This window comes from Sphingomonas kyeonggiensis (assembly GCF_030812785.1).
In the GTDB taxonomy this organism is placed as follows: Bacteria; Pseudomonadota; Alphaproteobacteria; order Sphingomonadales; family Sphingomonadaceae; genus Sphingomonas; species Sphingomonas kyeonggiensis_B.
The window spans coordinates 730,190-752,403 of the sequence record NZ_JAUSTJ010000002.1 but is presented as its reverse complement, the minus strand read 5'-3'; the positions used below and the strand labels follow the sequence as shown (position 1 = coordinate 752,403).

Here is a 22,214-nt window from a genome sequence, read left to right as displayed (position 1 = left end):
CCGCGCGACACTCTCGGGCTAATTCTCCGTCATCCAGACATCACTGGAGCGGAGAAAAGGCATGATGAAACTGAAACTCGCCGCGCTGCTCGCTGCCGGCACGCTCACCTTCGGCACCGGCGCCGCGATGGCGGCCCCGCAGGACCGTACCCCGCCCCGTACCGAAAAGGCCCAGGGGCCGCGGCACAATCCGATCGACCTCAACAAGGACGGCTTCGTCAGCAGGGACGAATGGATGAAGGCCGCCGCCGCGCGCTTCGAGCGGTATGACGTGAGCAAGGACGGCAAGCTCTCCCGCGAGGAACTGCGCTTCGGCCGCTTCGAGCAGATGCGCAGGCACGGTCGTGGCCATGGCGGCCGCGGCGGCTGGCATCGCGGCCCGCATGGCGGTCCCCAAGGCGGCCATGGCTTCGGCCCCGGCCGTGAAGGTCCAGGCGGCCCCGGCCATCGCATGGGCCCGCCGCCGCCTCCCCCCGCCGATGCACCGGCTCCGAATGCACCTGCGCCCGCCGGCAACTAAACTAACAGAGTTCCTGGTTCCCCGGCGAAGGCCGGGGCCCAGTTTCGGCGCAGCTGGTTAGGGAAGTCGAACCTCTCAAACGACATCGCAACTGGACCCCGGCCTTCACCGGGGAACGGCCCGGCCGGTGGCGCGACGTGAAGTCGACGCGCTATCCAGTCACCCGCCATTCGGCGAGCAACTCCCTTGCGCACGCGTCCGCCTCTTCCAGGCGATCCTTCTCGCTCGGCCGCTCGGCCAGCGCGCGCAAATCTCCAACAAGCCCGGCACGCACCTCAGGGGCGAGATATCGCGCCACGCCCCAGAGGCAATTCACCTTGGCATCGCCGTCCTCCCCGTGCAGCACGCGCCGGAGCGGCTCGAGCATCGGTGCCCCAAGGGTCGCCAGCCACTCGGCCATCGGGCCGGCGATCGGCCAGTTTGGATCATGGGTCCAGCCGAGCAGGTCATCGAGATAGGGCGCGACGGCCGGATAGCCGGCCTCGGCCAGCAGCGGCACCATCTCCACATCGGATTTGGTGTGCGGCAACAAGTCGCGGATATCGTCCGTGACCAGGGGCACGCGGTGGAAACCGATCCTCGTCCCGCCGGAATGCGCGCGTGGATCGCCGTCGCTCCATCCGAACACATCCTGCTCGACCGGGCGCCACAGAGCCATCCCGCCTGCCGCGACGATCAGCCAGAGCTTGCCATCCGCCTGCGCCATCGCCGCGTCGGTCGCAGAAGGCCGGGGATCGCCGCTCGGATGCGAATGCCAATATCCAATCATCTCCGGCCCGCCCGCCCGTTCGGCCTTCAGCGCCGCAAATAACGCGCGCGGATCGATCTCGAAGGTCCGCTCGGGTGTTTCAGACACGTTTTCAACAGCTTGGAAAGCATCTATCACGCCTCCCCTCCCGAACAGCAACCCACAGGCCTCACGCGGCGCCGCAGCCGCAGAAATCTGCCGAATACCGATCAGTACATATCTTGAAATTTCCAACACCATGCCCATCTACGATAAAACATGAATCCGGGGGTTTCCATCATCGAAGCACGTATCGCGGACGCAGCCGATGGCTGGCGTCTGGATCGTGCGCTCGCCGACGCCGTGCCGACCATGTCGCGCGAACGGCTGAAGGTGCTCATCTCGTCCGGCGCGGTCACCGGCCCCCAGGGCCTGGTCCGCGATCCGGCGAAGAAGGCGCTGGGCGGCGGGCTGTACAGCGTCGAGGTGCCCGATCCCAAGCCGGCGCACAACGAGGCGCAGGAGATTCCGCTCCAGGTGGTGTTCGAGGACGAGCATCTGATCGTGATCGACAAGCAGGCCGGGCTGGTCGTCCATCCCGCCGCCGGCAATCTCGACGGCACCTTGGTCAACGCGCTGCTTCACCATTGCCAGGGCTCGCTTTCGGGCATCGGCGGAGAGGCGCGGCCCGGGATCGTCCACCGGATCGACAAGGATACGTCAGGGCTGATGGTCGCCGCCAAGCACGACCGGGCGCATGTCGGCCTGGCCGCGCAGTTCAAGGCGCACTCGATCGACCGGCGCTACAAGGCGATCGTCAGCGGCAAGCCGCGCACCGTGCAGGGCGTCGTCGATGCCCCGCTCGCCCGTTCGCCGAACAATCGCAAGAAGGTCGCGATCGTGAAGAACGGCAAGCGCGCGGTCACGCATTGGCGTGTACTTCGTGAACTTCGCGACGCGGCGCTGGTCGAATGCAGGCTGGAAACCGGCCGTACCCATCAGGTGCGGGTCCACATGGCCTCTTTGGGTCATCCGCTCGTCGGCGATCCGGTTTATGGCAGTGTCCGCAAGGCGCACCGTGAACTTCTGGAAACCCTGAATTTCCGGCGCCAGGCCTTGCATGCGGCTCATCTGGGGTTCATCCACCCCATCAATAGTACCGCTTTGGCGTTCGAAAGCGAAATCCCTGCCGACATGCAGGAACTGTTCGATAACCTCATAGTATGATTTCGGGCGGCGCTGGCTTCGGCTATGCGCGCCCTAGGTAAAGGGAGAATAGATCATGGCTAGCGGCAGCAACGTCCCGGCGACGATCCCCGCGCTCGGTGGTGAGCAGAGCCTCAACCGCTATCTGGCCGAGATCAAGAAGTTTCCGATCCTGAGCCCCGAGCAGGAGTTCATGCTCGCCAAGCGCTTCCAGGAGCATGGCGACACGGATGCCGCGGCCCAGCTGGTCACCTCGCACCTGCGTCTCGTGGCGAAGATCGCCATGGGCTATCGCGGCTATGGCCTGCCCGTCTCGGAGCTGATCTCGGAAGGCAATATCGGCCTGATGCAGGGCGTGAAGAAGTTCGAGCCCGATCGGGGCTTCCGCCTGGCGACCTATGCCATGTGGTGGATCCGCGCCTCGATCCAGGAATTCATCCTGCGCTCGTGGAGCCTCGTGAAGATGGGCACCACCGCCGCGCAGAAGAAGCTGTTCTTCAACCTGCGCCGAATGAAGGCCAAGCTCGACGCGTTCGAGGACGGTGATCTCAGCCCCGAGCATCTCACCAAGATCGCCACCGATCTCGGCGTCACCGAGGAGGAAGTCACCTCGATGAACCGCCGCATGGCGATGGGTGGCGACACGTCGCTCAACGTGCCGATGCGCGAGGATGGCGAGGGCCAGTGGCAGGATTGGCTGCAGGACGACAGCGCGCTCCAGGACGAGCAGGTCGCCGAGGCGCAGGAGGCCGATGTCCGTCACGAGATGCTCGTCTCGGCGATGGAGGACCTCAACGAGCGCGAGAAGCACATCCTCACCGAGCGCCGCCTGACCGACGACCCCAAGACCCTCGAGGAGCTCTCGCAGGTCTATGACGTCAGCCGCGAGCGCGTCCGCCAGATCGAGGTGCGTGCTTTCGAGAAGCTGCAAAAGGCGATGATGCGCATCGCCGGCGAAAAGCGCCTGCTCACCGCCTGACGGACGACGTGGGGGATCAAGATCGCGATACCGGCGCGGAAGGTCCGCGCCAGCCTGAGGCGTCGGCGGACATCCCGCCGGCGCCTTCCGCGTCTGCGCCTCGCCCGCGCGATTGGACGCCGCGCGCGACCACGGCCGGGCAGTCGGAGGAGCTCGGCGCTTCGCCGATGCCCGATCTTCGCCCGCTGGGGACAGACGCAGATCCATTTTCTTCTCCCCGGCGAAGGCCGGGGCCCAGCCCTGAATCAGACTCAGGCGCGGCAGCGCCTCTTCCAGACTCCAAGTCTGGGCCCCGGCCTTCGCCGGGGAAAGAAGAGCGCAAGACCAAGCCCCGCAGGCCGCTGCTTCGCCGCATCCTGTTCTGGATCCTCAAGGCGATCCTCGCCTTCCTGGCCATCTCGATCGGCATGGTGGTGATCTACAAGTTCGTGCCGCCGCCGATCACCTGGACGCAGATCGGCGACGTGGTCGAAGGCCACGGCGTCACCAAGCGCTGGATGTCGATCGGCCGGATAGATCCCAACATGGCCCGCGCCGCGATCGCCGCCGAGGATGCGCGCTTCTGCACGCATCACGGCTTCGATTTCACCGCGATCGAGCAGGCCTATGCCCGCAATGCCACGGGCAAGAAGAAGATCCGCGGCGGCTCGACGATCAGCCAGCAGACCGCGAAGAACGTGTTCCTGTTCCAGGGCGGCGGCTATGCCCGCAAGGCGCTGGAGGCCTATTTCACCGTCCTGATCGAGAATATCTGGGGCAAGCGCCGGATCATGGAAGTCTATCTCAACGTCGCGGAGACGGGGATCGGCACCTACGGCGTGAACGCCGGGTCGATGCGCTATTTCAAGCATGACGCCTCGAAGCTGAGCCCGCGCGAGGCCGCCCAGATCGCCGCGGTGCTGCCCCTGCCCAAGAAGCGCGCCGGCATCGATCCGCGCGGCTTCACCCGGCGCTACGGCAATGCGATCACTGCGCGCATCGGCACGGTGCGCGGCGACGGGCTCGACTCCTGCATCCGCTGATGCCGCCGATCCGTATTGCCGCCGCGCTGATCGACGATGGCCAAGGGCGCATGCTCCTCGTCCGCAAGGCAGGAACCTCGGCCTACATGCAGGCCGGCGGCAAGATCGAGCCCGGCGAGACCCCGCTCGAGGCGTTGCGCCGCGAGCTGGCCGAGGAGATCGGCCTGGTCCCCGCCGCGGAGCCCGCCTGGCTCGGCCGCTTCGAGGCGCCTGCCGCCAACGAGCCCGGCCGCATCGTCGAGGCCGAGATCTTCCACCTCACGGCGGCCCACCGGCCGGTGATCGCCGCCGAGATCGCGGAGGCGCGCTGGGTCGAGATCGGGCAGGCCGATGCGCTGCTCCTCGCCCCGATGACGCGCACGCACGTCCTGCCGATCGCGCTGGCTATCTCGAAAGCGGCGGGCAGCGCGCCTCGATAAGCTTGGCGACCTCCGGATCGCCCTCCGCCGCAAAGACCGACACTTCGGTCGATCCAAGCACCGCATAGGCCGTGCCGTTCCGCCAGCCCCAGGGCCCGGTGGCGGAGGGCGCATAGCAAGGCGCGCCGAGCCGGGCACGAAGCGCCTCGCCAGCCGCGCGCTGCCTTTCGCGCCCCGTGAACCCAAGCCGCACCGACAGCACCCGCCCGTCCTTCGCCCCGACCAGCAGCGACGCGCCGTCGGCGATCTTCGGCCCCAGCCATGCGTCGGAGCCGGCGACGAACAGGCGACAAAGCTCCAGATCCGCGTCGATCGCCTTGCACGCCCGTTCCCGGAAGACTGGAGAACTTATCGACGCTCCCAGCGCCACGCCGGTATCGGCAGCGAAGCGACCAAACACATGCAGCGGATCGTTGACGGCGCCGTCTTCCGGCACCCACAGGAACGGCGCCCGCGCGATCCGCACATCGGCCCCGGCAGCAAGGTTGAACTGGCCGCGGCTCCGATAGACCGCACAGGCCCGGGCATCCAGCGAAGCATAGCCGCTGCTCGCGAACACCTCGCATTTGCGCACCCGGCCATCGGGCCCGACTTCCAGGGTGAGTATGCTGCGGCCGCCCAGCCCATGCTCGATCGCCCAGCGCGGATAATCTTCGCTATCGGCGCCGAGCGGCACCACGAGATGCAGCCGCTCCGCTTCCTGTGCTACCGCCGGCGCAGCGGCGATAGTGGCCAGCCCGAATATCAGGTGCTTCATCGATTCCCCCGGATCGCCCGCGGGAAGCTTCGTCGATCATGATATCGGGTTCAAGCCGACTTCAGGTCGTCACTCGACCTTCTTGGCGGCATCCTGCGCAGCATCGCCCACATCCTTGGCGGCGCCGCCGACATCCTTGGCCGCCTGGGTGACTGCATCGGTCTTGGCATTCTCGCGATTGTTCGCGTTGAACAGATAGACGGCGCCGATCACCACGGCGATCAGCAGCACCAGCCCGATGATCAGGCCGGTGCCGCCGCCGCCACGCTCGACCACCACGGTGCCGTTGCCACCCGTCTCGGTGACGCGCTCCGCGGTCACGCCGTCGCTACGCTCGGTTACTCGTTCGACCATGTGCATCCTCCTCTATCTTTGCCGTAGCAACCGTGGAGGAAGAGCGATGGTTCCCCGTGACTTAGAAGGGCAGCTTGAACCCCGGCGGCAGCGGCAGGCCGCTGGTCATCTTCGCCATCGACTCCTGCGAGGCCGCATCCGCCTTGGCGCGGGCGTCGTTGAAGGCCGCCGTGAGCAGATCCTCGAGCATGCCCTTCTCGCTCGGGTTGAGCAGCGAATCGTCGATATGGATGCCGATGATCCGGCCCTTGGCCGAAGCCTGGACCTTGACCAGCCCGCCGCCCGACGCACCCTCGACCTCGATCTTGTCGAGATCGGCCTGCGCCTTGGTGAGTTCGGCCTGGACGTTCTGCGCCATGGCCATCATCTTTTCGAGATCCATACTCAACTTCCTGTCTTGGACCAGCCGATCAACTCGGCATCGGGAAAGGCTTGCATCGCGGCGGCGACCATCGGCGAGTTGAGCACCGCATCGCGCTCGGCCTGCTCGTTCGCCGCCTGCTCCTCGCGCAATGTCATCGCCTGGGCCGGCACGTCAACGCATTGGAGCTTCCAATTGGTGCCGGTCAGCTCCTTGAGCGCGGCGCCCAGCTCCTTGATGAAATCGAACGGCAGCGGTCGCGCCGCGGCAAACTCGACCTCGGTGCCCTCGAAGCGCACCGGGCGGAGATAGTCCCGCACCTGGGTCGCCAGCTGGAAGCGGCGCTTCTCCTCCAGATAATCGGCGAGCTGCCCCAGCGAGGTCGGCATCGCCGAGCCGTTCGGCCCGGGGGCTGCAGCCGGCGCAGCACCGCCCGAGATGGTGACGCTGCCGCTGGCGATCTGGCGGGCGAGCTCGCCCGGATCGGGCAATTGCGAGGCATGAATGACGCGCAGCAGCGCCATCTCCGCCGCCTCGATCGGCAGCACCGCCTTCGCCACTTCGTCATGCCCCCGCAGCACCAGCTGCCAAAGGCGATGCAGCGCCGGGAAGCTCAGCCCGGCCGCCCAGCGCTCGAGCGCCTTCAGCTCCTCGGCAGACTGGCCCGAACTGGCCTGGGTGCCAAGCTTGGCGAGCGTCACCGCGTGCACCGTCTCCAGCAGCGTGCGCAGCACCGCCTGCGGATCGACGCCAAGATCATACTGCCCGCGCAGCGAGGCAAGCGCACCCGCGGCATCACCTTCGAGCAGCAGGCCGAACAGGGTGCGGATCGCGCCGCGATCGGACAGGCCAAGCATGTGGCGCACGGCGTCGGCCTTCACCCCCTCGCCTTCCAGCCCCGCATGCGCGATGGCCTGGTCGAGGATCGAGAGGCCGTCGCGCGCCGAGCCTTCGGCCGCCCTAGCGATCAGCGCCAGCGCCTCGGGCTCCGCCTCGAAGCCTTCGGCCTGCGTCACCCTGGCGAAATGCTCGGCGAGCAGCTCGGCCGGGATCCGGCGCAGGTCGAAACGCTGACAGCGCGACAGTACCGTCACCGGCACCTTGTTCACCTCGGTCGTGGCGAACAGGAACTTCACATGCGCCGGTGGCTCCTCGAGCGTCTTGAGCAGCGCGTTGAACGCGCTCTTCGACAGCATATGGACTTCGTCGATGATGTAGATCTTGTAGCGCGCCGACACCGCCGAATAGCGCGACGCCTCGATGATCTCACGGACATCGTCGACGCCGGTGTGCGACGCGGCGTCCATCTCGATCACGTCGATATGGCGGCCTTCCGCGATCGCCCGGCAAGGCTCGCAGATGCCGCACGGATCGATGGTCGGCCCACCCTGCCCGTCCGGGCCGATACAATTGAGCGCCTTGGCGATCAGCCGCGCGGTCGAGGTCTTGCCGACCCCGCGGACGCCCGTGAGCAGGAAGGCATGCGCCAGCCGGTCGCGCTTGATCGCGTTGCCCAGCGTGGTGACCATCGCATCCTGCCCGATCAGCTCGGAAAAGGTCTGCGGCCGGTATTTACGCGCCAGCACCCGATAGGCGTTGTCGCGCGGCTGCGGGGGTTCGTCGAGGCCAAGCAGGGAATCGGACATGCCGTCCGTTCCTAGCGTGTTCCAACCGCCACGTCCAAGCCGATGCTCGCGGCAAAGGCGGTTAGACAGGCTGTCGATGTGCGGAAAGGTGGGAGCCGGAACGACCCGCAGCGAAATCGTTGTGGCTGCTTCGTTCCCGATCTGACCAGGTTGGCGACGACTACGTCCGCCCGACTCCCGCGGCGCATATGGGCAAAGTCAGACGGTTAGGCAAGGGCGGGAACGCAGGCACGCTCCCGCCCCGGGAAATTAACGCCAGTAACGGACCTTGCGGCACACGCGCTGGCGGTGGCCATGGCGCCAGGTGGTCTTGCAGACGTTGCGCCAATAGACGCGCTTGCGCGCATGCGGACGGTGGTGCTGGAACTCGGCCTTCGCCGCGACAGCCGGGGCCGCCGGAGCAGCGGCGGCATTGGCGGCCGGAAGGGCAAGCGTCGCGGCGGCAGCGGCCGCGAGGATCGGAAGCAGTTTCATGGTGTTCTCTCTCCTGCTGGCGGGGGAAAGACCCGCATGGGCGGAAACCGGAACGATCGTTTCGGTTCCATGCACGATCCTGAAACGAGACGGATTGCGGGCGCCTGAATGTCTGGTTCGTTGCCGCAATGTGTTAAATCTGGCGACAGGCCCCTGCGCCATCGCTTCCGCCCTCCCCCGGTGCTAGCCCGCCGCGATGGACAAGGCAGCAATACGGCGTTTCGTGCCCGCCGATCGGGACGGCGTGACCGCACTGATCGTATCGATCCAGAATGACGAGTTCGGCATCGCGATCACCGCGGAGGACCAGCCCGACCTCCACGAGATCCCCGATTTCTACCAGCGCGACGCCGGCGACTTCTGGGTCGCCCAGGCACCGGGTGGCGAGATTGTCGGCACGATCGGGCTCCGGGACATTGGCGACGGGGCGGCGGCGTTGCGCAAGATGTTCGTTCACCCCGGCTATCGCGGTACCGGCGGCCTGGCCCGCGCGCTGCTCGACACCCTGCTCGATCATGCTCGGGCTTGGCGCCTGTCGCGCCTCTATCTGGGCACCACCGACCGCTTCCTCGCCGCCCATCGCTTCTACGCGCGCAACGGCTTCCAGCCGGTCGATTCGGCACTGCTGCCGCCAACCTTCCCGCGGATGATGGTGGATACGCGCTTCTACGCGCTGGCGCTCTAGCGGCCCTGCATGTCGCGGTGCCCGGCGGGCATCCGCACCACGAGCCCGTCCAGCTCGGGCGTGAGCAGGATCTGGCAGGCGAGCCGGCTGGTGCGCACCGCGCCCACTGCCAGGTCGAGCATGTCCTCCTCTTCCTCCGCCGCGCGGGGGAGCCGGGCGAAATGCTCGGGATCGACGATCACATGGCAGGTCGAGCAGGCCATCTGCCCTTCGCAGGTGCCCTCGAGCGGCTGACCGTCATTCTGCGCCACTTCAAGCAGGCGCAGGCCTTCTTCGGCCTCCACCTGGTGCGAAATCCCGTCGGCGCTGACGAAGGTGACGCGGATCATGCGGCGCGACTCTGCGCGCGGGCGGCGGCGACGATCCGGTCGATCGCGTGGAGCAGTTCGTCCTCGCTGGTGTAGCGGCCAAAGCCGATACGGATGCTGGAGCGCGCCTCGGCATCGCTCAGCCCGATCGCCGCCAGCACATGGCTGGGCCGCCCCGATCCGCTCGCACAGGCCGAGCCCGCGGAGAAGGCGACGTCGCGCAGGTCCGAGATCAGCCGCGCGACATCGAGCCCGTCATGGCGCAGGTTGAGATTGCCGCGATACCGGTCGTCCTGCGCGCCGTTGAGCACCCAGTCGCCCGCGATCCGGCTCAGCGCCGCGCGGTAGAGCTGCTCGACATGGGCATGGTCGGCACCGAAACGCTGTTTGGCGAGCTTCGCCGCCGCCCCGAACCCCGCGCATAGCGCCGGCGAGAGCGTGCCCGAGCGCCCGGCCGGCTCCTGCCCGCCGCCATGCAGCAGCGGCTCCAGCGTCACCCCGTCGCGGATCCACAGTGCGCCGACGCCCTTTGGTCCATGAATCTTGTGCGCCGAGACTGCGATCAGGTCGCAGCCATCGGGCATGCGCACCCGGCCATAGCCCTGCACCGCATCGCACAGGAACAGCGCCCCGGCCTGGTGGGCGAGATGCGCCAGTTCCTCGACCGGCTGGATCACCCCGATCTCGTTGTTGACCAGCATCGCGGCGACAAGGCCGACGCCCGGCTTGATCGCGTCGCGCGCGGCAGCAAGGTCGACCAACCCCTCTGGCCCTACCGGCAGCACGGTCACCTCCCGGCCCCTGCGCGCTTCCGCCGCGACCGTGTCGAGCACAGCGGCATGCTCGGTCGCGATCGTCACGATCCCGCCCATGCTGCCCTTGATCGCCCAGTTGAGCGCCTCGGTCGCGCCGCTGGTGAAGCTGACCTTGCCCCCTGGCGGCAGCAGCCCGGCGACCTCGTCGCGCGCCACTTCCACCGCTGCCTTGGCCGCACGACCGGGGGCGTGCGCGGAATGCGGATTGGCGAAGTTGGCCTCCAGCAGCGGCAGCATCGCGGCCAGCGCCTCGGGAGCGAGCGGCGTGGTCGCCTGATAGTCGAGATAGGTCATGCAGCCCTGTTTCTGGCCTCGATCGCGATCCGGCGCCAGAGGGTCGTGAAGGCATCGACCTCCGCTTCGGTCGTGCCGCGCCCGAAACTCACCCGCACCACCTCCCGCAAGGCCGGCTCCTGCCAGCCCATCGCGGTCAGCACATGGCTGGGCCGCATGCTCCCCGAGGAGCAGGCGCTGCCCGCCGAAATCGAGATGCCGGCCATGTCGAAGCGGATCAGTTGCGCAGCGGACGACACGCCCGGCATCCGGTACGCCCCGATCAGCGGGCTGCGCGAGGTGCCCGCCCCGACGACTTCGCCGCCCTCCGCCAGGATCACCGCCTCGAGCCGGGCGCGCAGCGCCGCCATCGGCGCCAGTTCCTCCGGCGCCGACACGGCGGCGGCATAGCCGAGCGCGCCGGGCAGGTTCTCGGTCCCCGCGCGATAGCCCTTTTCCTGACCGCCCATCGGCAGCAGCGTGCCGAAGTCGCGGACCAGCAGCGCGCCGATCCCCGGCGGGCCGCCACGCTTGTGCGCCGATACCGCGACCAGGTCGGCATGGCGCAGCACCGCCGCCGATGCCCGTGCCGGCATCTGCGCCGCATCGACCAGCAGGATTCCGCCCGCCGCGCGCACGATCTCCGCGATCGCCTCGATCGGCTGGAGGACGCCGGTCTCGCTGTTCGCCCATTGCACGCCCACCAGCGTGCGCGGCCCGTCCGCCAGCGCGGCACGCAGCGCGTCGAGGTCGAGCACGCCGTCCGCATCCACCGGCAGCACCTGCGCGCCCTCGGCGTGGCGCAGCACCGAATCATGCTCGACCGCGCTGATCAGCCGGCGCCGCGCCATCGACCGGGTCAGCGCCATGTGCAGCGATTCGCTCGCGCCGCTGGTGAAGATCAGCTCGTGCGCCCAGCCATAGGCGGCGGCCACGTCGGAACGCGCCTTTTCCAGCGCGGCGCGGGCGGCGCGCCCCTCGGCATGGGGCGAGCTGGGATTGGCCCAGTGCCGCATCCCCGTCTCCACGGCCGCAAGGGCTTCCGGCAGCATCGGCGTGGTCGCGGCGTGATCGAGATAGATGCGATCGGGCAAGTTGCTCTCGTAATAATTGCGTAAGACGGTGCGGTGCCTATATAGCGCCCAACTCACCGCGCTCCACTGCGCGCCTCCAATTCTACAGGGACCTGCCTTGCCCGAAGTCATCTTCCCCGGCCCCGAAGGCCGCCTCGAAGGCCGTTTCGCCCCCGCGCCCAAGCCGCGCGCGCCGGTCGCCATGATCCTCCACCCGCATCCCAATGCGGGCGGCACGATGAACAACCGCATCGTCCAGGAGCTCTACAAGACCTTCCAGCGCCGCGGCTTCGCGACGCTCCGCTTCAACTTCCGCGGTGTCGGCAAGAGCCAGGGCACGTTCGACAATGGCATCGGCGAACTGTCCGACGCCGCCTCGGCGCTCGACTGGGTGCAGAGCTTCCACCCGGAAGCGAGCTCGACCTGGGTCGCCGGCTTCGGCTTCGGCGCCTGGATCGGCATGCAGCTGCTGATGCGCCGCCCGGAAATCCGCGGCTTCATCTCGGTCGCCCCGCCGGCCAACATGTTCGACTTCACCTTCCTCGCCCCCTGCCCGTCCTCGGGCATCATCATCCAGGGCGAGCAGGATGAAGTGGTGACGCCGGGCGCCGTGCAGAAGCTGGTCGACAAGCTGCGCACCCAGAAGCACATCACCATCCACCACGACACCATCCCGGGCGCGAACCATTTCTTCGAGAACGAAATGGACGACCTGATGAAGAGCGTGGACAAGTATCTGGACATGCGGCTCGACCCCAACTCGCCGATCCGCTGAGGTCAACCAGGCGCGACAGACTACCCGTCGTTCCATTTCCGTCATCCCAACCACCCGTCATCCCGGCGAAAGCCGGGATCTCAGGCGAGGGCGCGGGGAAGGAACCGCATGAGATCCCGGCTTTCGCCGGGATGACGGATTAGGGGCGGGACTACAGCCATGGGGCCGGATGGCTGTAGCGAAACCACCGCCTATTTCTTCAGATTCTTCGCCCCGCCTGCCAGGATGGCGGCAGTCGCCTCATGCGCACCGCGATAGGCTTCCTGGAACTTGGCGCTCCAATATTTGAGCTGGTCGAGCGGGATGGGCTCGCCGCTGACGGCGCAGACGACATGGGTGCCCGGGCGTATCACGTCGAAGTCGGACGCGTCGTAATGGAGTTCGGCGATAAGCGACATAGCGCTCATCTAGGGGCTCGTGCGCGCCACGCCAATGCTCAGCGCGCCAGCACCCCGTCTATCCAGCGATCCACCACCGCCGTCGCCGGGTAGCCGGGGTCCCCCAGCTGGCGATTGATCTGCATGTGGCCGCGCAGCCCCCGGCCCTCTAGGCCCTGCACCGTCACATGCGCGCCCGCCGCCTCGAGCGCACGGCCCAGCGCTTGGGACTGGCGGGTGCCGTCCTCGCGCTGCACATGCAGGATCAAGAAGTCCCGTGCGTTGGGTGCAGCAACCTGCAACGTCGGCGAGAGTGCCCGCTGGCGCGCGGGATCGTTGCCGAATGCAGCTTGATAGGTATCGCCCATGATCCGCGGGCCGTCGGCGATCTGCGCGGGCACGTCATAGGCCGCACCGTCGAGCAGCACGACTCCAGCGATCTTGTCCAGGCTCCAGCCGGCCCTGCGCAGATAGGCGGGATCGGTGGCGACCAGCGCGGCCAGATGCGCGCCGGCGCTATGCCCCATCAGCACGACCTTGCCGGGATCCACGCCCAGCTCGCGAGCACGCTTCACCAGATAGCCGAGTGCGTCGGCAACATCCTGCGCCTGTTCCTCCACCGTCGCGCCGGGCACCAGCCGGTAGTTGATGCTGGCAAAGGCGAAGCCCCGCCCGGTGAAATGCGCGACCTTCTCTGCGCCGGTGGCATTGCCCTTGTCGCCCCGCTTCCACCCGCCGCCATGAACGAACACCAGCAGCGGCGCAGCGGCCTTCGTGCCCTTGTGGAAATCGAGCTTCTGGAGCTGCGCCGTGCCATAGGCGATCTCGCGCGCCGGCGAGGACTGCGCCAGCGCCGGGGTGGCGGCGAGCAGCAACGGAAGCAGGATCAGGGTCTTGCGCATCGCACACCTCCTCGAACCGATGCCGCGAGGATAAGTGGGGGGCAGGCAGTGCGTCCAACGATCTTGTGTAACGAGATGTCGCAGCCGGATCAGATCCGCAGCACCAGCAGGTTGCCCAGGATCACCACCGCGCAGACCCACATCAGGATCGCCTTGGTCCGGTCCGCGCGGAACTGCTTCCACCCGCCCCAGACCAGTGCGCCCGTCGCCAGCACCGCGATGCTCAGCCAGAGCGGCTCGAGGCCGGGATCGGGCATCAGCGCGCGATCAGCCAGATGACCAGCGCGATCGCTCCGATCACGCCGCCGAACAGCGCGATCATCTTGAGGTCGCCGCGATATACGATGCGCAGCACGCCCCAGAGGAAATAGCCTAGCGCGCGCGCGCCAACGCTCATCACGTTCGCGATCACGGCTCCAAAGCGGTTCGCCACCGGGTCAGTCTTTCCCGGAAAGGACTTGGGCATAGGCATCGGGATCGGCATTGCCTCCGGAAAGCAGGACGAGCAAGCCCGGCCTGAAATCGACCTTGCCCGCGAGCAGAGCGGCCAGCGCCACCGCACCGCCCGGCTCCACCACCACGTGCAGCTTGGCCGCGGCCCAGCGCTGTGCCGTGCGGATCTCCGCCTCGCTCACCGCCAGGCCGGTGGCGCCCCGCCGCGAGAGCACGTCGAAGGTCAGTGGCGAGACGCGGGTGGTCTGCAGCGCATCGCAAGCGGTCGGCGGCGGGTTCTCGCCCACCGGCTCGATCCACCCCGCCTCCAGGCTGCGGCGCATATCGTCCCAGCCCTCGGGCTCGACCGTGACGATCTCCGCGTCGGGCAGCGCCAGCGCGATGCCCGAAGCCAGCCCGCCGCCGCCGCACGGCACGAGCACGTTCAGCGGATCGGGCAGCCGCGCCTCGACGATCTGGGTCATCGCCTCGATCCCGGCGCTGCCCTGCCCCTCGATGATCCAGGGATCGTCGAAGCTCGGCACCAGCGTCGCACCGCGGGCATGGGCCAGATGCGCGGCGATCTTCTCGCGGCTCTCGGTCGCGCGGTCATAGGAGACGATTTCCGCGCCCATCGCCAGCGTGGCGTCGCGCTTCACCTTGGGAGCATCCGCCGGCATCACGATCACCGCGGGGATACCGAGCTTCTTCGCTGCCCAGGCGACTCCCTGCGCGTGGTTGCCCGAGGAGAAGGCGACCACGCCCCGCTCGCGCACCTCGTCGTCCAGCGCGGTGAGTCGATGCCAGGCGCCGCGGATCTTGAACGCCCCGATCGGCTGCAGGCACTCGGCCTTGAAGCACACCGGCACGCCGTGAATTTCATGAACGAACATAGGGGTTTGCGGCAGGATGCTGGCGATCTTCGCAGCGGCGTCCCGCACCCCCGCCCGAGTCGGCTGTCGCACAATCGTCACACTTCACCCCCGCCGTAAATTTCCGGACCTCGAATCGCTTTACACAGGGGACCGACGTCCTTATGTGCCGCCTTCCGCTGCCCCATGGGACTTCCAACCGCAAGGCAGCTTTTGTCAACGATCGCCGTAAGGCACTTGGAGGTCCCTTGAGTTGCACAAGCATCATCGCGCGCTGGGGTTAGCGCCCCTCTCGACCGCCGGCTCCTCCGTGACCGGCATCGACATCGCTAAGCAGGGTCCGGTTCAGCCGGTCACGCTCGTCCGTCCGCACGCCGCGGCACGGGCCGCTCGGTTCTTCGTCGAGAAGTTCCCGGGCAAGGCAATGTATGCCGTGAAAGCGAATCCTTCGCCCGAACTGCTGCAGATCCTGTGGGAAAACGGCATCACCACCTATGACGTGGCGTCGATCGGCGAAGTTCGCCTGGTCGCGCGCACGCTGCCCGAAGCCACGCTCTGCTTCATGCACCCGGTCAAGGCCGAGGAAGCAATCGAAGAGGCGTACTTCACGCATGGTGTCCGCACCTTCTCGCTCGACAGCCTCGAAGAGCTGGAGAAGATCGTCCGCGCCACCAGCCGCGACGGCGTGCCCGCGAGCGACCTGACGCTCTGCGTGCGCCTGCGCGTCTCGTCGGAGCATTCGAAGCTGAGCCTCGCGTCGAAGTTCGGCGCCGGCCCGGGTGAAGCCGCCAAGCTGCTGTTCGAGACCCGCCAGGTCGCCGACGCGCTGGGCATCTGCTTCCATGTCGGGTCGCAGGCGATGTCGCCGGACGCCTATGCCAATGCGATGGAGCGCGTGCGTGCGGCGATCGTCGAGTCGGCCGTCACCGTCGACGTCATCGACGTCGGCGGCGGCTTCCCCTCGGTCTATCCGGGCATGACCCCGCCGCCGCTCGAAGCCTATTTCGAGACGATCCACCGCGCGTTCGAGAGCCTGCCGGTTTCCTATTCGGCCGAGCTCTGGGCCGAGCCGGGCCGCGCGCTGTGCGCCGAGTACAGCTCGATCGTGGTGCGCGTGGAGCGTCGCCGTGGCGCCGAACTGTACATCAACGACGGTGCCTATGGCGCGCTGTTCGACGCCGCGCATATCGACTGGAAGTTCCCGGTCGAGCTGCTGCGCGAGCCGGAATCGAACGCCAAGGACGTCGAGTTCAGCTTCTACGGCCCGACCTGCGACGATCTCGATTACATGAAGGGCCCGTTCCTTCTGCCGGCGGATACCCGTGCGGGCGACTATTTCGAGATCGGCATGCTCGGCGCCTATGGCTCGGCGATGCGCACTGCGTTCAACGGCTTCGGCACCGACGCGACCGTTGTCGTGGCGGACGAACCGATGGCCTCGATGTATGTCGAGCTCACGGAACGCCAGCCGGCCTGGAACGTCGTCAAGCTGTAACGCAACGCACGCTACTACCTCGTCACCCCGGCCTTGAGCCGGGGTCCCGCTGCCTTTACAGGCGCCAGCAAGCGGGACCCCGGCTCAGGGCCGGGGTGACGAATGCTTTGGGTTTCCGCGTCCCCTTTTCGAAATGACGGCGGCCAAGAAGATGGGAGAAACCCCATGACCGACACCAACACGCTCAACAAGCAGGCGAGCGCCAACGCCCCGATCAACGACACCCGCAAGGCGGAACTGCTGTCGAAGCAGGTCAAGCACATCGACATCACGTCGTTCGATGCGCGTCCGATCGTCGACGCGATGGCGGACATGAGCTTCACCAGCCGCGACCTCGGCCGCGCCACCAAGATCTACAACGAGATGCTGGCCGACAAGGACTGCACCGTCGTCCTGGTGATCGCCGGCTCGACTTCGGCCGGCGGCTGCATGGATCTCTATGCCGAGCTGGTGCGCAACAACATGGTCGACGTGATCGTCGCCACCGGCGCCACCATCGTCGACATGGATTTCTTCGAGGGCCTTGGCCACAAGCACTATCAGGCGCTCGAGATTCCCGACGACGACACGCTGCGCTCGCTCTACATCGACCGCATCTACGACACCTATATCGACGAGGAAGCGCTCCAGAACGTCGACCACACGATCTTCGAGATCGCCGAGACGCTCGAGCCCAAGGCCTATTCGTCGCGCGCCTTCATCCGCGAGATGGGCAAGTATCTCGTCGAGCATGGCAAGAAGGACAACAGCCTGGTCAAGCTCGCCTATGAGCATGACGTGCCGATCTTCTGCCCGGCGTTCGTCGACTCGTCGGCCGGCTTCGGCCTAGTCAAGCACCAGGTCGACCGTGCCAAGGAAGGCAAGCCCTATCTGCTGCTCGACGCCATCGCCGATTTCCGCGAGCTGACCGAGATCAAGATCCAGGCGGGCACCACCGGCCTGCTGATGATCGGCGGCGGCGTGCCGAAGAACTTCATCCAGGACACCGTCGTCTGCGCCGAGATCCTCGGCCATGACGATGTCGAGGTGCACAAGTACGCCGTGCAGATCACCGTCGCCGACGTGCGCGACGGCGCCTGCTCGTCCTCGACCCTCCAGGAGGCCGCCTCGTGGGGCAAGGTCAACACCGGCATCGAGCAGATGGTGTTCGCGGAAGCGGGCTCGGTCATGCCGCTGCTGGCGTCGGACGCCTATCACCGCGGCCACTGGCGCGAGCGCGTTAAGCGCGGCTGGGCGAAGCTGTTCGCCTGATCGCCTGACGATCGGATGAGAAACAGGGCGGCCGGAACATCCCCGGCCGCCCTTTTCTTTTGCCGCGAGAAAATTCGCCGGATGCTGTCGATTCCGGGAAGCTTCACTCGTCGTCCCGATGCGCGGCCGATGGGCCGCTCGACCCGGGAGACAGGCGATGCGCGTGATGGTGTTCGTGAAAGCCGGCGAGGATACCGAACAGGGCGTGCCGCCCCCGGCCGAGGCGTTCGCGGCGATGGACCGCTTCACCGAGGCGCTGGTCAATGCCGGCGTGCTGGTCGCCGGTGCCGGGCTCAAGCCCAGCGCCTCGGCAAAGCGCATCCTGGTCGACGGCGCCGCCCGCACGGTGATCGATGGCCCCTTTGCCGAGATGCGCGAGATGGTCGCCGGCTTCTCGATCTGGGAGGTCAAGGACATGGACGAGGCTCTGGCCTGGGCCAGACGCTGCCCCAATATCATGGCGGTGCCCAGCGCGGTCGAGATCTGGCCCTTTATCGAGGCCGAGGATCTTGCGGCCCCGCGCGACGGCGAACGCAGCCGGCTCGGCGTCGCCTGAGGCGCTTGCCCGCCCTGCAGCTTTGCCCGACAAGGCGGCATGACCGCAGGCGAGACCCATCGGGCGATCGAAGCGACCTTCCGCATCGAGCGGGCCAGGCTCATCGCGAGCCTCGCCCGGCTGGTGCGCGACATCGACCGGGCCGAGGAGATGGCGCAGGACGCGCTGGTCATCGCGCTTGCCGAATGGCCCCGGACCGGCATCCCCGCCAATCCGGGCGCCTGGCTGATGACCGCCGCCAAGCGCCGCGCCATCGACACGATCCGCCGCGACACGATGCGCAGCCGCAAGCACGCGGAGATCGCGCGCGAACTCGACGGCGCAGTCGACGATCCGGCCGAAGCGATCGAGGCCAGCATGGACGACGATCTTGGCGACGAGCTGCTCGGGCTGCTCTTCACCGCCTGTCACCCGATCCTCTCGGCCGAGGCGCGCGCGGCACTCACGCTGCGCGTGATCGGCGGGCTGACCACCGACGAGATCGCCCGCGCCTTCCTGTCGAACGAGCCGACCATCGCCCAGCGCATCGTCCGCGCCAAGAAGACGATCGGCAAGGCCGGGATCGCCTTCGCCGTGCCGCGCGGTGCCGAGCGGGCGGCGCGGCTCGCCTCGGTGCTCGAGGTGATCTACCTGATCTTCAACGAAGGCTATGCGGCGACGGCGGGCGAAGACCTCGTCCGCCCGAGCCTCTGCATGGAGGCGCAGCGGCTCGGCCGCATCCTGGCGGGGCTGATGCCGCAGGACGCTGAAGTGTTCGGCCTGCTCGCCCTGATGGAGATCCAGGCCTCGCGCCTCCATGCCCGCACCGGACCGGACGGTGCCCTCCTCACCCTCACCGAGCAGGACCGCACCCGCTGGGACCGGCTGCTGATCCGCCGCGGCCTCGATGCGCTGGCCCGCGCCGAGGCGCTGGGTGGTGCCGACGGCCCCTATGCGCTCCAGGCCGCGCTCGCCGCCTGCCACGCCCGCGCGGCGAAGGCGGAGGATACCGACTGGGCCCGGATCGCGTCGCTCTACGACCGGCTGCGCGATGTGATGCCCTCGCCGGTGGTCGATCTCAACCGCGCGGTCGCCCATTGCATGGCCTTTGGGCCCGAGGCGGGCCTGAAGCTGGTCGACGCACTCGCCGATGCCGCCGCCCTGCGCAACTACGCGCCCCTGCCCGCCGCCCGCGGCGACTTCCTGTTCCGGGCCGGCCGGCTCGCCGAAGCCCGCACCGAATTCGAGGCGGCGGCAAAACTCACCCGCAACGCACGCGAGGTCGCCTTCCTCGTCGCTCGCGCCGAAGCCTGCGGCGCATAGGCACGAAAAACCGTCCCGGCCCGGGAAAACAAACCTCCCAGCCTCCTAGATCCGTATCCTGCAACATACGGGCATCAATCCCGGTGCAACTTGTGGTTGATGCATCAGTGAGAGTTGAATGCCCCGTCTTACCGAAGCGACGGCCGCCAAGCGCCGCATGCATATCCTCGAAGCCGCCGCGCGCAGCCTGTTCGAGCGCGGGCTGCTCGCCACCTCGGTCGATGACGTCTGCGCGACGGCGGGCATCAGCAAGGGTGCCTTCTACAGCCATTTCCCGAGCAAGGAGGCACTGATCCATGCAGTGACCGACATGCTCTCCGCCGAGCTCGGCCCTGTGGAAGAGGCCAGCATCGCGGCGCTCGCCGATTCGGTCTTCGAGCACCAGATCGCCCCTGCCCTGCCGCCGGCGAACGCCCGCTTCGGGATCGAGATCACCGCCGCCAGCGCCGGCGACTCCGGGCTGCGCGAGCGCAACACCGCCAACCTGGAACGGCTCCGCCTCGCAGTGGAGACGGCAGTCCGCGGCCTGATCGCGACCGGCCAGGCACGCGCCGATGCCGATGCCGAGGCGATCGGCTGGCTGGTCCAGGCGCATGTGATGGGCGTGCTCTGCCGCAACGCCGTCTGGCCCGCCCAGGACGCCGCAGCACTGCGCCGCGCGACCCATTTGCTGCTCGAAAGCCTGCTCGCGCCCGTTTAGTTGCATTCCCGAACTGATTGCGGCAGCCTCCCCCTACAAAAAGCAGTGGAGGGGACTGCAATGCACAGCGAAATCCTGGCGCCGGTGGTGGCGCTCGTGGCCTGGACCCTGGTGATGCTGGTCTGGATGCTCGCCTTGCGCATCCCGGCGATGAGCAAGGCCGGCGTCGACCTTGGCAAGCTGGTCGGCTCCAAGGGCTCGGACGCCGACAGGATCCTGCCCGCCGAGGCGCAGTGGAAGGCGCACAACTACAACCATCTCCACGAGCAGCCGACCCTGTTCTACGCGATCGCGCTGGCGCTCGCGCTGCTCGGCCAGGGGCATGGCCTCAACCTGTGGCTGGCCTGGGCCTATGTCCTGCTGCGCATCACCCACAGCCTGGTGCAGGCGACCTTCAACAAGGTCTCGGTCCGCTTCCTGCTGTTCCTGCTCTCGACCCTGGTGCTGGTCGCGCTGACCCTGCACGCGGGAGTGGCGGTGCTGCACCAACAGGCGCAGCCCGCCCCGATCGAGACGACGGCGATGGTGGTCGACCGCTAGGCCTAGCGCACCACCTGCCCGGTGCGCAGGTCTACCGGCCGCCCATGCGTGTAGCCGAGCAGGCCGGGGATCGGCGCGAGCCGGTTGATGCTGCTCGCCCCCGGCTCATGATATTGGCCGACCACTTCGAAATGCGCCGGCGTGATCGCCAGCCCGCGCAGCGCCGCGGGCACCGGCGTGCTGCTGTCCGCCGGCACCAGCGCCTGCCCGAAGATGAAGCTGTACTGGAACATCTGCTCGCCCAGATTGTCCTCGAGATGCGGCACCGGCGAGGGCTTGTGCACCTTGTCGACATAAAGCGAACCGATGTCGCTGATCACGCCCGCCCGCACCTCGAAGCTCACCGTGCCCAGGCAATTGCAGCTCACCAGCCCCTGGCTCAGCGTGCTGCCATAGACGATGTACTTGCCCGGCGGCACTTCGAGCAGGAGCGTCCGCATCTCGCCGTCCTCGAGGAACCGCTTGTTCTGGACGACGAACGCATTCGCCTTGCCGGCATAGTCGAACTCGAACTCATCGAGGGTCGGGACCGGCTTGCCCTTGGCCTGCGCCTTTTCCGTCAGCTTGGGCAGCGCCGCGTCATAGGCCTGCTTCTTCGCTGCACGATATGCCTCGAGCTCCTGCGCGCTCGGCACCCGGAGAAACACGTGCTGGATCGCGAACATGCCCGACTTGGCGGTGCTCGTCCGCATCAGGATATAGGCGGCATCCGGCTTGAGCGCGGCGGGCGCCGTCTCCAGCGCGACCACGCCCGCATTGTCCCGCGCCGAAGCGATGCCGGCCGGAAGCAGCGCCGCCGTCAGCAGCACGGCAAGAGCAATCCCCCTCATTTGGTCACCACCTCGTCCTTGGGCGCCGGCCCGGAGGCGAGCTTCGCCTGCTTCAGGATCAGCGCGCCTTCATCCTTGTCGTCGTTGAGCTTTTCCCAGGTCGCCTCGGGGATCGCGTAGCGCACATAGCCGCGCGTACCCATGCAGCGGCGCATCTTGTTGCTGCGCACGCCGCGTTCCAGCTTGGGCTGGATGAGCGCGCCGATCGCATAGCCGACAAGCCCGAACATGCCGGGCGACTCGATCGTCCGGCGGCGTTGCGTCTCGTCCCAGGGAATGAAGCCCGGCACCTTGACCGGGCCGCTCATCGGCAGATACGCGCGGCATTCCTTCAGATCCTGATAGGCTTCGGCGAAGCTCACATCCGGGCTGTGGAAATAATAGAATTTATAGCCCTCTTCCCGAACCTTGGGGTCCGTCGACGGCGTGACATCGGGCACCTCCACCGTGGCGGGATCGGGCAGCGCAGGCGCCGCCTCCTGGGCGTTGGCCTGGGCCGCCGCCAGCATCAGGACGGGCACGAGAAGCGATCGGAAAAGCAGCATTTGCCGATCATTACGGCT

29 protein-coding genes and 1 other RNA gene are annotated in these 22,214 nt (G+C 67.5%); 13 read left to right on the top strand and 17 right to left on the bottom strand.

Features of this window, described 5'->3' with window-relative positions; translation table 11 throughout:
* Positions 1–61: 61 nt before the first annotated feature.
* Positions 62–520, top strand: coding sequence for a hypothetical protein (locus J2W22_RS12995; protein ID WP_307118666.1), 459 nt, complete (start codon positions 62–64; stop codon positions 518–520).
* Positions 521–671: 151 nt separating this feature from the next.
* Here J2W22_RS12995 and J2W22_RS12990 read toward each other — a convergent pair whose 3' ends face one another.
* The gene (locus J2W22_RS12990; protein ID WP_307118665.1) at positions 672–1,508 is read right to left on the bottom strand and encodes a Mov34/MPN/PAD-1 family protein; all 837 of its coding nucleotides are present in this window, start codon (positions 1,506–1,508) and stop codon (positions 672–674) included.
* 18 nt (positions 1,509–1,526) lie between these two features.
* Between J2W22_RS12990 and J2W22_RS12985 the strand changes: the two genes are divergently transcribed.
* From J2W22_RS12985 to J2W22_RS12970, 4 genes are all read left to right on the top strand, one after another.
* Positions 1,527–2,474, top strand: coding sequence for an RluA family pseudouridine synthase (locus J2W22_RS12985; RefSeq protein ID WP_307118664.1), 948 nt, complete (start codon positions 1,527–1,529; stop codon positions 2,472–2,474).
* Positions 2,475–2,529: 55 nt separating this feature from the next.
* Complete coding sequence (gene rpoH / locus J2W22_RS12980) at positions 2,530–3,432, top strand: RNA polymerase sigma factor RpoH (RefSeq protein WP_307118663.1); 903 nt, start codon at positions 2,530–2,532, stop codon at positions 3,430–3,432.
* 341 nt (positions 3,433–3,773) lie between these two features.
* Positions 3,774–4,454, top strand: a complete 681-nt coding sequence (gene mtgA / locus J2W22_RS12975; protein ID WP_307119580.1) for a monofunctional biosynthetic peptidoglycan transglycosylase — start codon at positions 3,774–3,776, stop codon at positions 4,452–4,454.
* Complete coding sequence (locus J2W22_RS12970; RefSeq protein ID WP_307118662.1) at positions 4,454–4,873, top strand: NUDIX hydrolase; 420 nt, start codon at positions 4,454–4,456, stop codon at positions 4,871–4,873. The genes mtgA and J2W22_RS12970 overlap by 1 nt, the downstream gene beginning before the upstream one ends.
* Here J2W22_RS12970 and J2W22_RS12965 read toward each other — a convergent pair.
* From J2W22_RS12965 to J2W22_RS12940, 6 genes are all read right to left on the bottom strand, one after another.
* The gene (locus J2W22_RS12965) at positions 4,839–5,630 is read right to left on the bottom strand and encodes a TonB family protein (protein WP_307118661.1); all 792 of its coding nucleotides are present in this window, start codon (positions 5,628–5,630) and stop codon (positions 4,839–4,841) included. The genes J2W22_RS12970 and J2W22_RS12965 overlap by 35 nt on opposite strands.
* 69 nt (positions 5,631–5,699) lie before the next feature.
* Positions 5,700–5,984 (bottom strand): hypothetical protein, encoded by a 285-nt coding sequence (locus J2W22_RS12960; protein WP_307118660.1) that lies wholly within the window; start codon positions 5,982–5,984, stop codon positions 5,700–5,702.
* Positions 5,985–6,045: 61 nt separating this feature from the next.
* Positions 6,046–6,366: a YbaB/EbfC family nucleoid-associated protein gene (locus J2W22_RS12955; RefSeq protein ID WP_307118659.1), complete on the bottom strand. Its 321-nt coding sequence runs from the start codon at positions 6,364–6,366 to the stop codon at positions 6,046–6,048.
* 2 nt (positions 6,367–6,368) lie between these two features.
* Complete coding sequence (locus J2W22_RS12950) at positions 6,369–7,991, bottom strand: DNA polymerase III subunit gamma/tau (RefSeq protein ID WP_307118658.1); 1,623 nt, start codon at positions 7,989–7,991, stop codon at positions 6,369–6,371.
* Positions 7,992–8,075: 84 nt separating this feature from the next.
* An RNA gene (gene ffs, locus J2W22_RS12945) (signal recognition particle sRNA small type) lies at positions 8,076–8,173 on the bottom strand.
* Positions 8,174–8,240: 67 nt separating this feature from the next.
* Positions 8,241–8,465: a hypothetical protein gene (locus J2W22_RS12940; protein WP_307118657.1), complete on the bottom strand. Its 225-nt coding sequence runs from the start codon at positions 8,463–8,465 to the stop codon at positions 8,241–8,243.
* Positions 8,466–8,709: 244 nt separating this feature from the next.
* Between J2W22_RS12940 and J2W22_RS12935 the strand changes: the two genes are divergently transcribed.
* Positions 8,710–9,150: a GNAT family N-acetyltransferase gene (locus J2W22_RS12935; RefSeq protein ID WP_307118656.1), complete on the top strand. Its 441-nt coding sequence runs from the start codon at positions 8,710–8,712 to the stop codon at positions 9,148–9,150.
* Here J2W22_RS12935 and J2W22_RS12930 read toward each other — a convergent pair.
* The 3 genes from J2W22_RS12930 to J2W22_RS12920 are packed head-to-tail and all read right to left on the bottom strand — an operon-like array spanning position 9,147 to position 11,640.
* Positions 9,147–9,479, bottom strand: coding sequence for a 2Fe-2S iron-sulfur cluster-binding protein (locus tag J2W22_RS12930; protein WP_307118655.1), 333 nt, complete (start codon positions 9,477–9,479; stop codon positions 9,147–9,149). The two genes, J2W22_RS12935 and J2W22_RS12930, sit on opposite strands and share 4 nt — an antisense overlap.
* Complete coding sequence (locus J2W22_RS12925) at positions 9,476–10,567, bottom strand: cysteine desulfurase family protein (protein ID WP_307118654.1); 1,092 nt, start codon at positions 10,565–10,567, stop codon at positions 9,476–9,478. The genes J2W22_RS12930 and J2W22_RS12925 overlap by 4 nt, the downstream gene beginning before the upstream one ends.
* Positions 10,564–11,640, bottom strand: a complete 1,077-nt coding sequence (locus J2W22_RS12920) for a cysteine desulfurase family protein (protein ID WP_307118653.1) — start codon at positions 11,638–11,640, stop codon at positions 10,564–10,566. Before J2W22_RS12920 ends, J2W22_RS12925 begins: the two co-directional genes overlap by 4 nt.
* Positions 11,641–11,737: 97 nt before the next feature.
* Between J2W22_RS12920 and J2W22_RS12915 the strand changes: the two genes are divergently transcribed.
* On the top strand, positions 11,738–12,394 hold the full coding sequence (locus J2W22_RS12915; RefSeq protein WP_307118652.1) for an alpha/beta hydrolase: 657 nt from the start codon (positions 11,738–11,740) through the stop codon (positions 12,392–12,394).
* A 191-nt stretch (positions 12,395–12,585) separates the two neighbouring features.
* On the opposite strand, the gene J2W22_RS12910 is transcribed toward J2W22_RS12915, so the two are convergent.
* The 5 genes from J2W22_RS12910 to J2W22_RS12890 all read right to left on the bottom strand — a co-directional run bounded on the left by J2W22_RS12910 (position 12,586) and on the right by J2W22_RS12890 (position 14,998).
* Positions 12,586–12,801 carry a DUF2093 domain-containing protein gene (locus tag J2W22_RS12910; RefSeq protein ID WP_307118651.1) on the bottom strand — a complete coding sequence of 72 codons (216 nt, stop codon included), beginning with the start codon at positions 12,799–12,801 and terminating at the stop codon, positions 12,586–12,588.
* Between the two features lie 29 nt (positions 12,802–12,830).
* A complete protein-coding gene (locus tag J2W22_RS12905) occupies positions 12,831–13,673 on the bottom strand; it encodes an alpha/beta hydrolase (protein ID WP_307118650.1) in 843 nt (280 codons plus the stop codon).
* 89 nt (positions 13,674–13,762) lie between these two features.
* Positions 13,763–13,930 carry a hypothetical protein gene (locus tag J2W22_RS12900; protein ID WP_307118649.1) on the bottom strand — a complete coding sequence of 56 codons (168 nt, stop codon included), beginning with the start codon at positions 13,928–13,930 and terminating at the stop codon, positions 13,763–13,765.
* On the bottom strand, positions 13,930–14,106 hold the full coding sequence (locus J2W22_RS12895; RefSeq protein WP_307118648.1) for a hypothetical protein: 177 nt from the start codon (positions 14,104–14,106) through the stop codon (positions 13,930–13,932). The genes J2W22_RS12900 and J2W22_RS12895 overlap by 1 nt, the downstream gene beginning before the upstream one ends.
* 4 nt (positions 14,107–14,110) lie before the next feature.
* Positions 14,111–14,998: a threonine ammonia-lyase gene (locus J2W22_RS12890; protein ID WP_307118647.1), complete on the bottom strand. Its 888-nt coding sequence runs from the start codon at positions 14,996–14,998 to the stop codon at positions 14,111–14,113.
* A gap of 232 nt (positions 14,999–15,230) precedes the next feature.
* On the opposite strand from J2W22_RS12890, the gene J2W22_RS12885 reads away from it, so the two are divergent.
* The 6 genes from J2W22_RS12885 (at position 15,231) to J2W22_RS12860 (ending at position 20,821) form a co-directional block, all read left to right on the top strand.
* Positions 15,231–16,472, top strand: coding sequence for a type III PLP-dependent enzyme (locus tag J2W22_RS12885; protein ID WP_307118646.1), 1,242 nt, complete (start codon positions 15,231–15,233; stop codon positions 16,470–16,472).
* 165 nt (positions 16,473–16,637) lie between these two features.
* A complete protein-coding gene (locus tag J2W22_RS12880) occupies positions 16,638–17,723 on the top strand; it encodes a 1,9-bis(guanidino)-5-aza-nonane synthase (protein WP_184167504.1) in 1,086 nt (361 codons plus the stop codon).
* Positions 17,724–17,880: 157 nt separating this feature from the next.
* Positions 17,881–18,279 (top strand): YciI family protein, encoded by a 399-nt coding sequence (locus J2W22_RS12875; protein ID WP_307118645.1) that lies wholly within the window; start codon positions 17,881–17,883, stop codon positions 18,277–18,279.
* 39 nt (positions 18,280–18,318) lie between these two features.
* Positions 18,319–19,581 carry an RNA polymerase sigma factor gene (locus tag J2W22_RS12870; RefSeq protein ID WP_307118644.1) on the top strand — a complete coding sequence of 421 codons (1,263 nt, stop codon included), beginning with the start codon at positions 18,319–18,321 and terminating at the stop codon, positions 19,579–19,581.
* A gap of 118 nt (positions 19,582–19,699) precedes the next feature.
* On the top strand, positions 19,700–20,281 hold the full coding sequence (locus tag J2W22_RS12865; RefSeq protein ID WP_307118643.1) for a TetR/AcrR family transcriptional regulator: 582 nt from the start codon (positions 19,700–19,702) through the stop codon (positions 20,279–20,281).
* A 60-nt stretch (positions 20,282–20,341) separates the two neighbouring features.
* Complete coding sequence (locus J2W22_RS12860) at positions 20,342–20,821, top strand: MAPEG family protein (RefSeq protein WP_307118642.1); 480 nt, start codon at positions 20,342–20,344, stop codon at positions 20,819–20,821.
* Positions 20,822–20,823: 2 nt separating this feature from the next.
* On the opposite strand, the gene J2W22_RS12855 is transcribed toward J2W22_RS12860, so the two are convergent.
* Entirely contained in the window at positions 20,824–21,651 is an 828-nt protein-coding gene (locus tag J2W22_RS12855; protein WP_307118641.1) for a hypothetical protein, read from the bottom strand.
* A complete protein-coding gene (locus J2W22_RS12850) occupies positions 21,648–22,196 on the bottom strand; it encodes a hypothetical protein (protein WP_307118640.1) in 549 nt (182 codons plus the stop codon). The genes J2W22_RS12855 and J2W22_RS12850 overlap by 4 nt, the downstream gene beginning before the upstream one ends.
* Between the last annotated feature and the right edge of the window lie 18 nt (positions 22,197–22,214).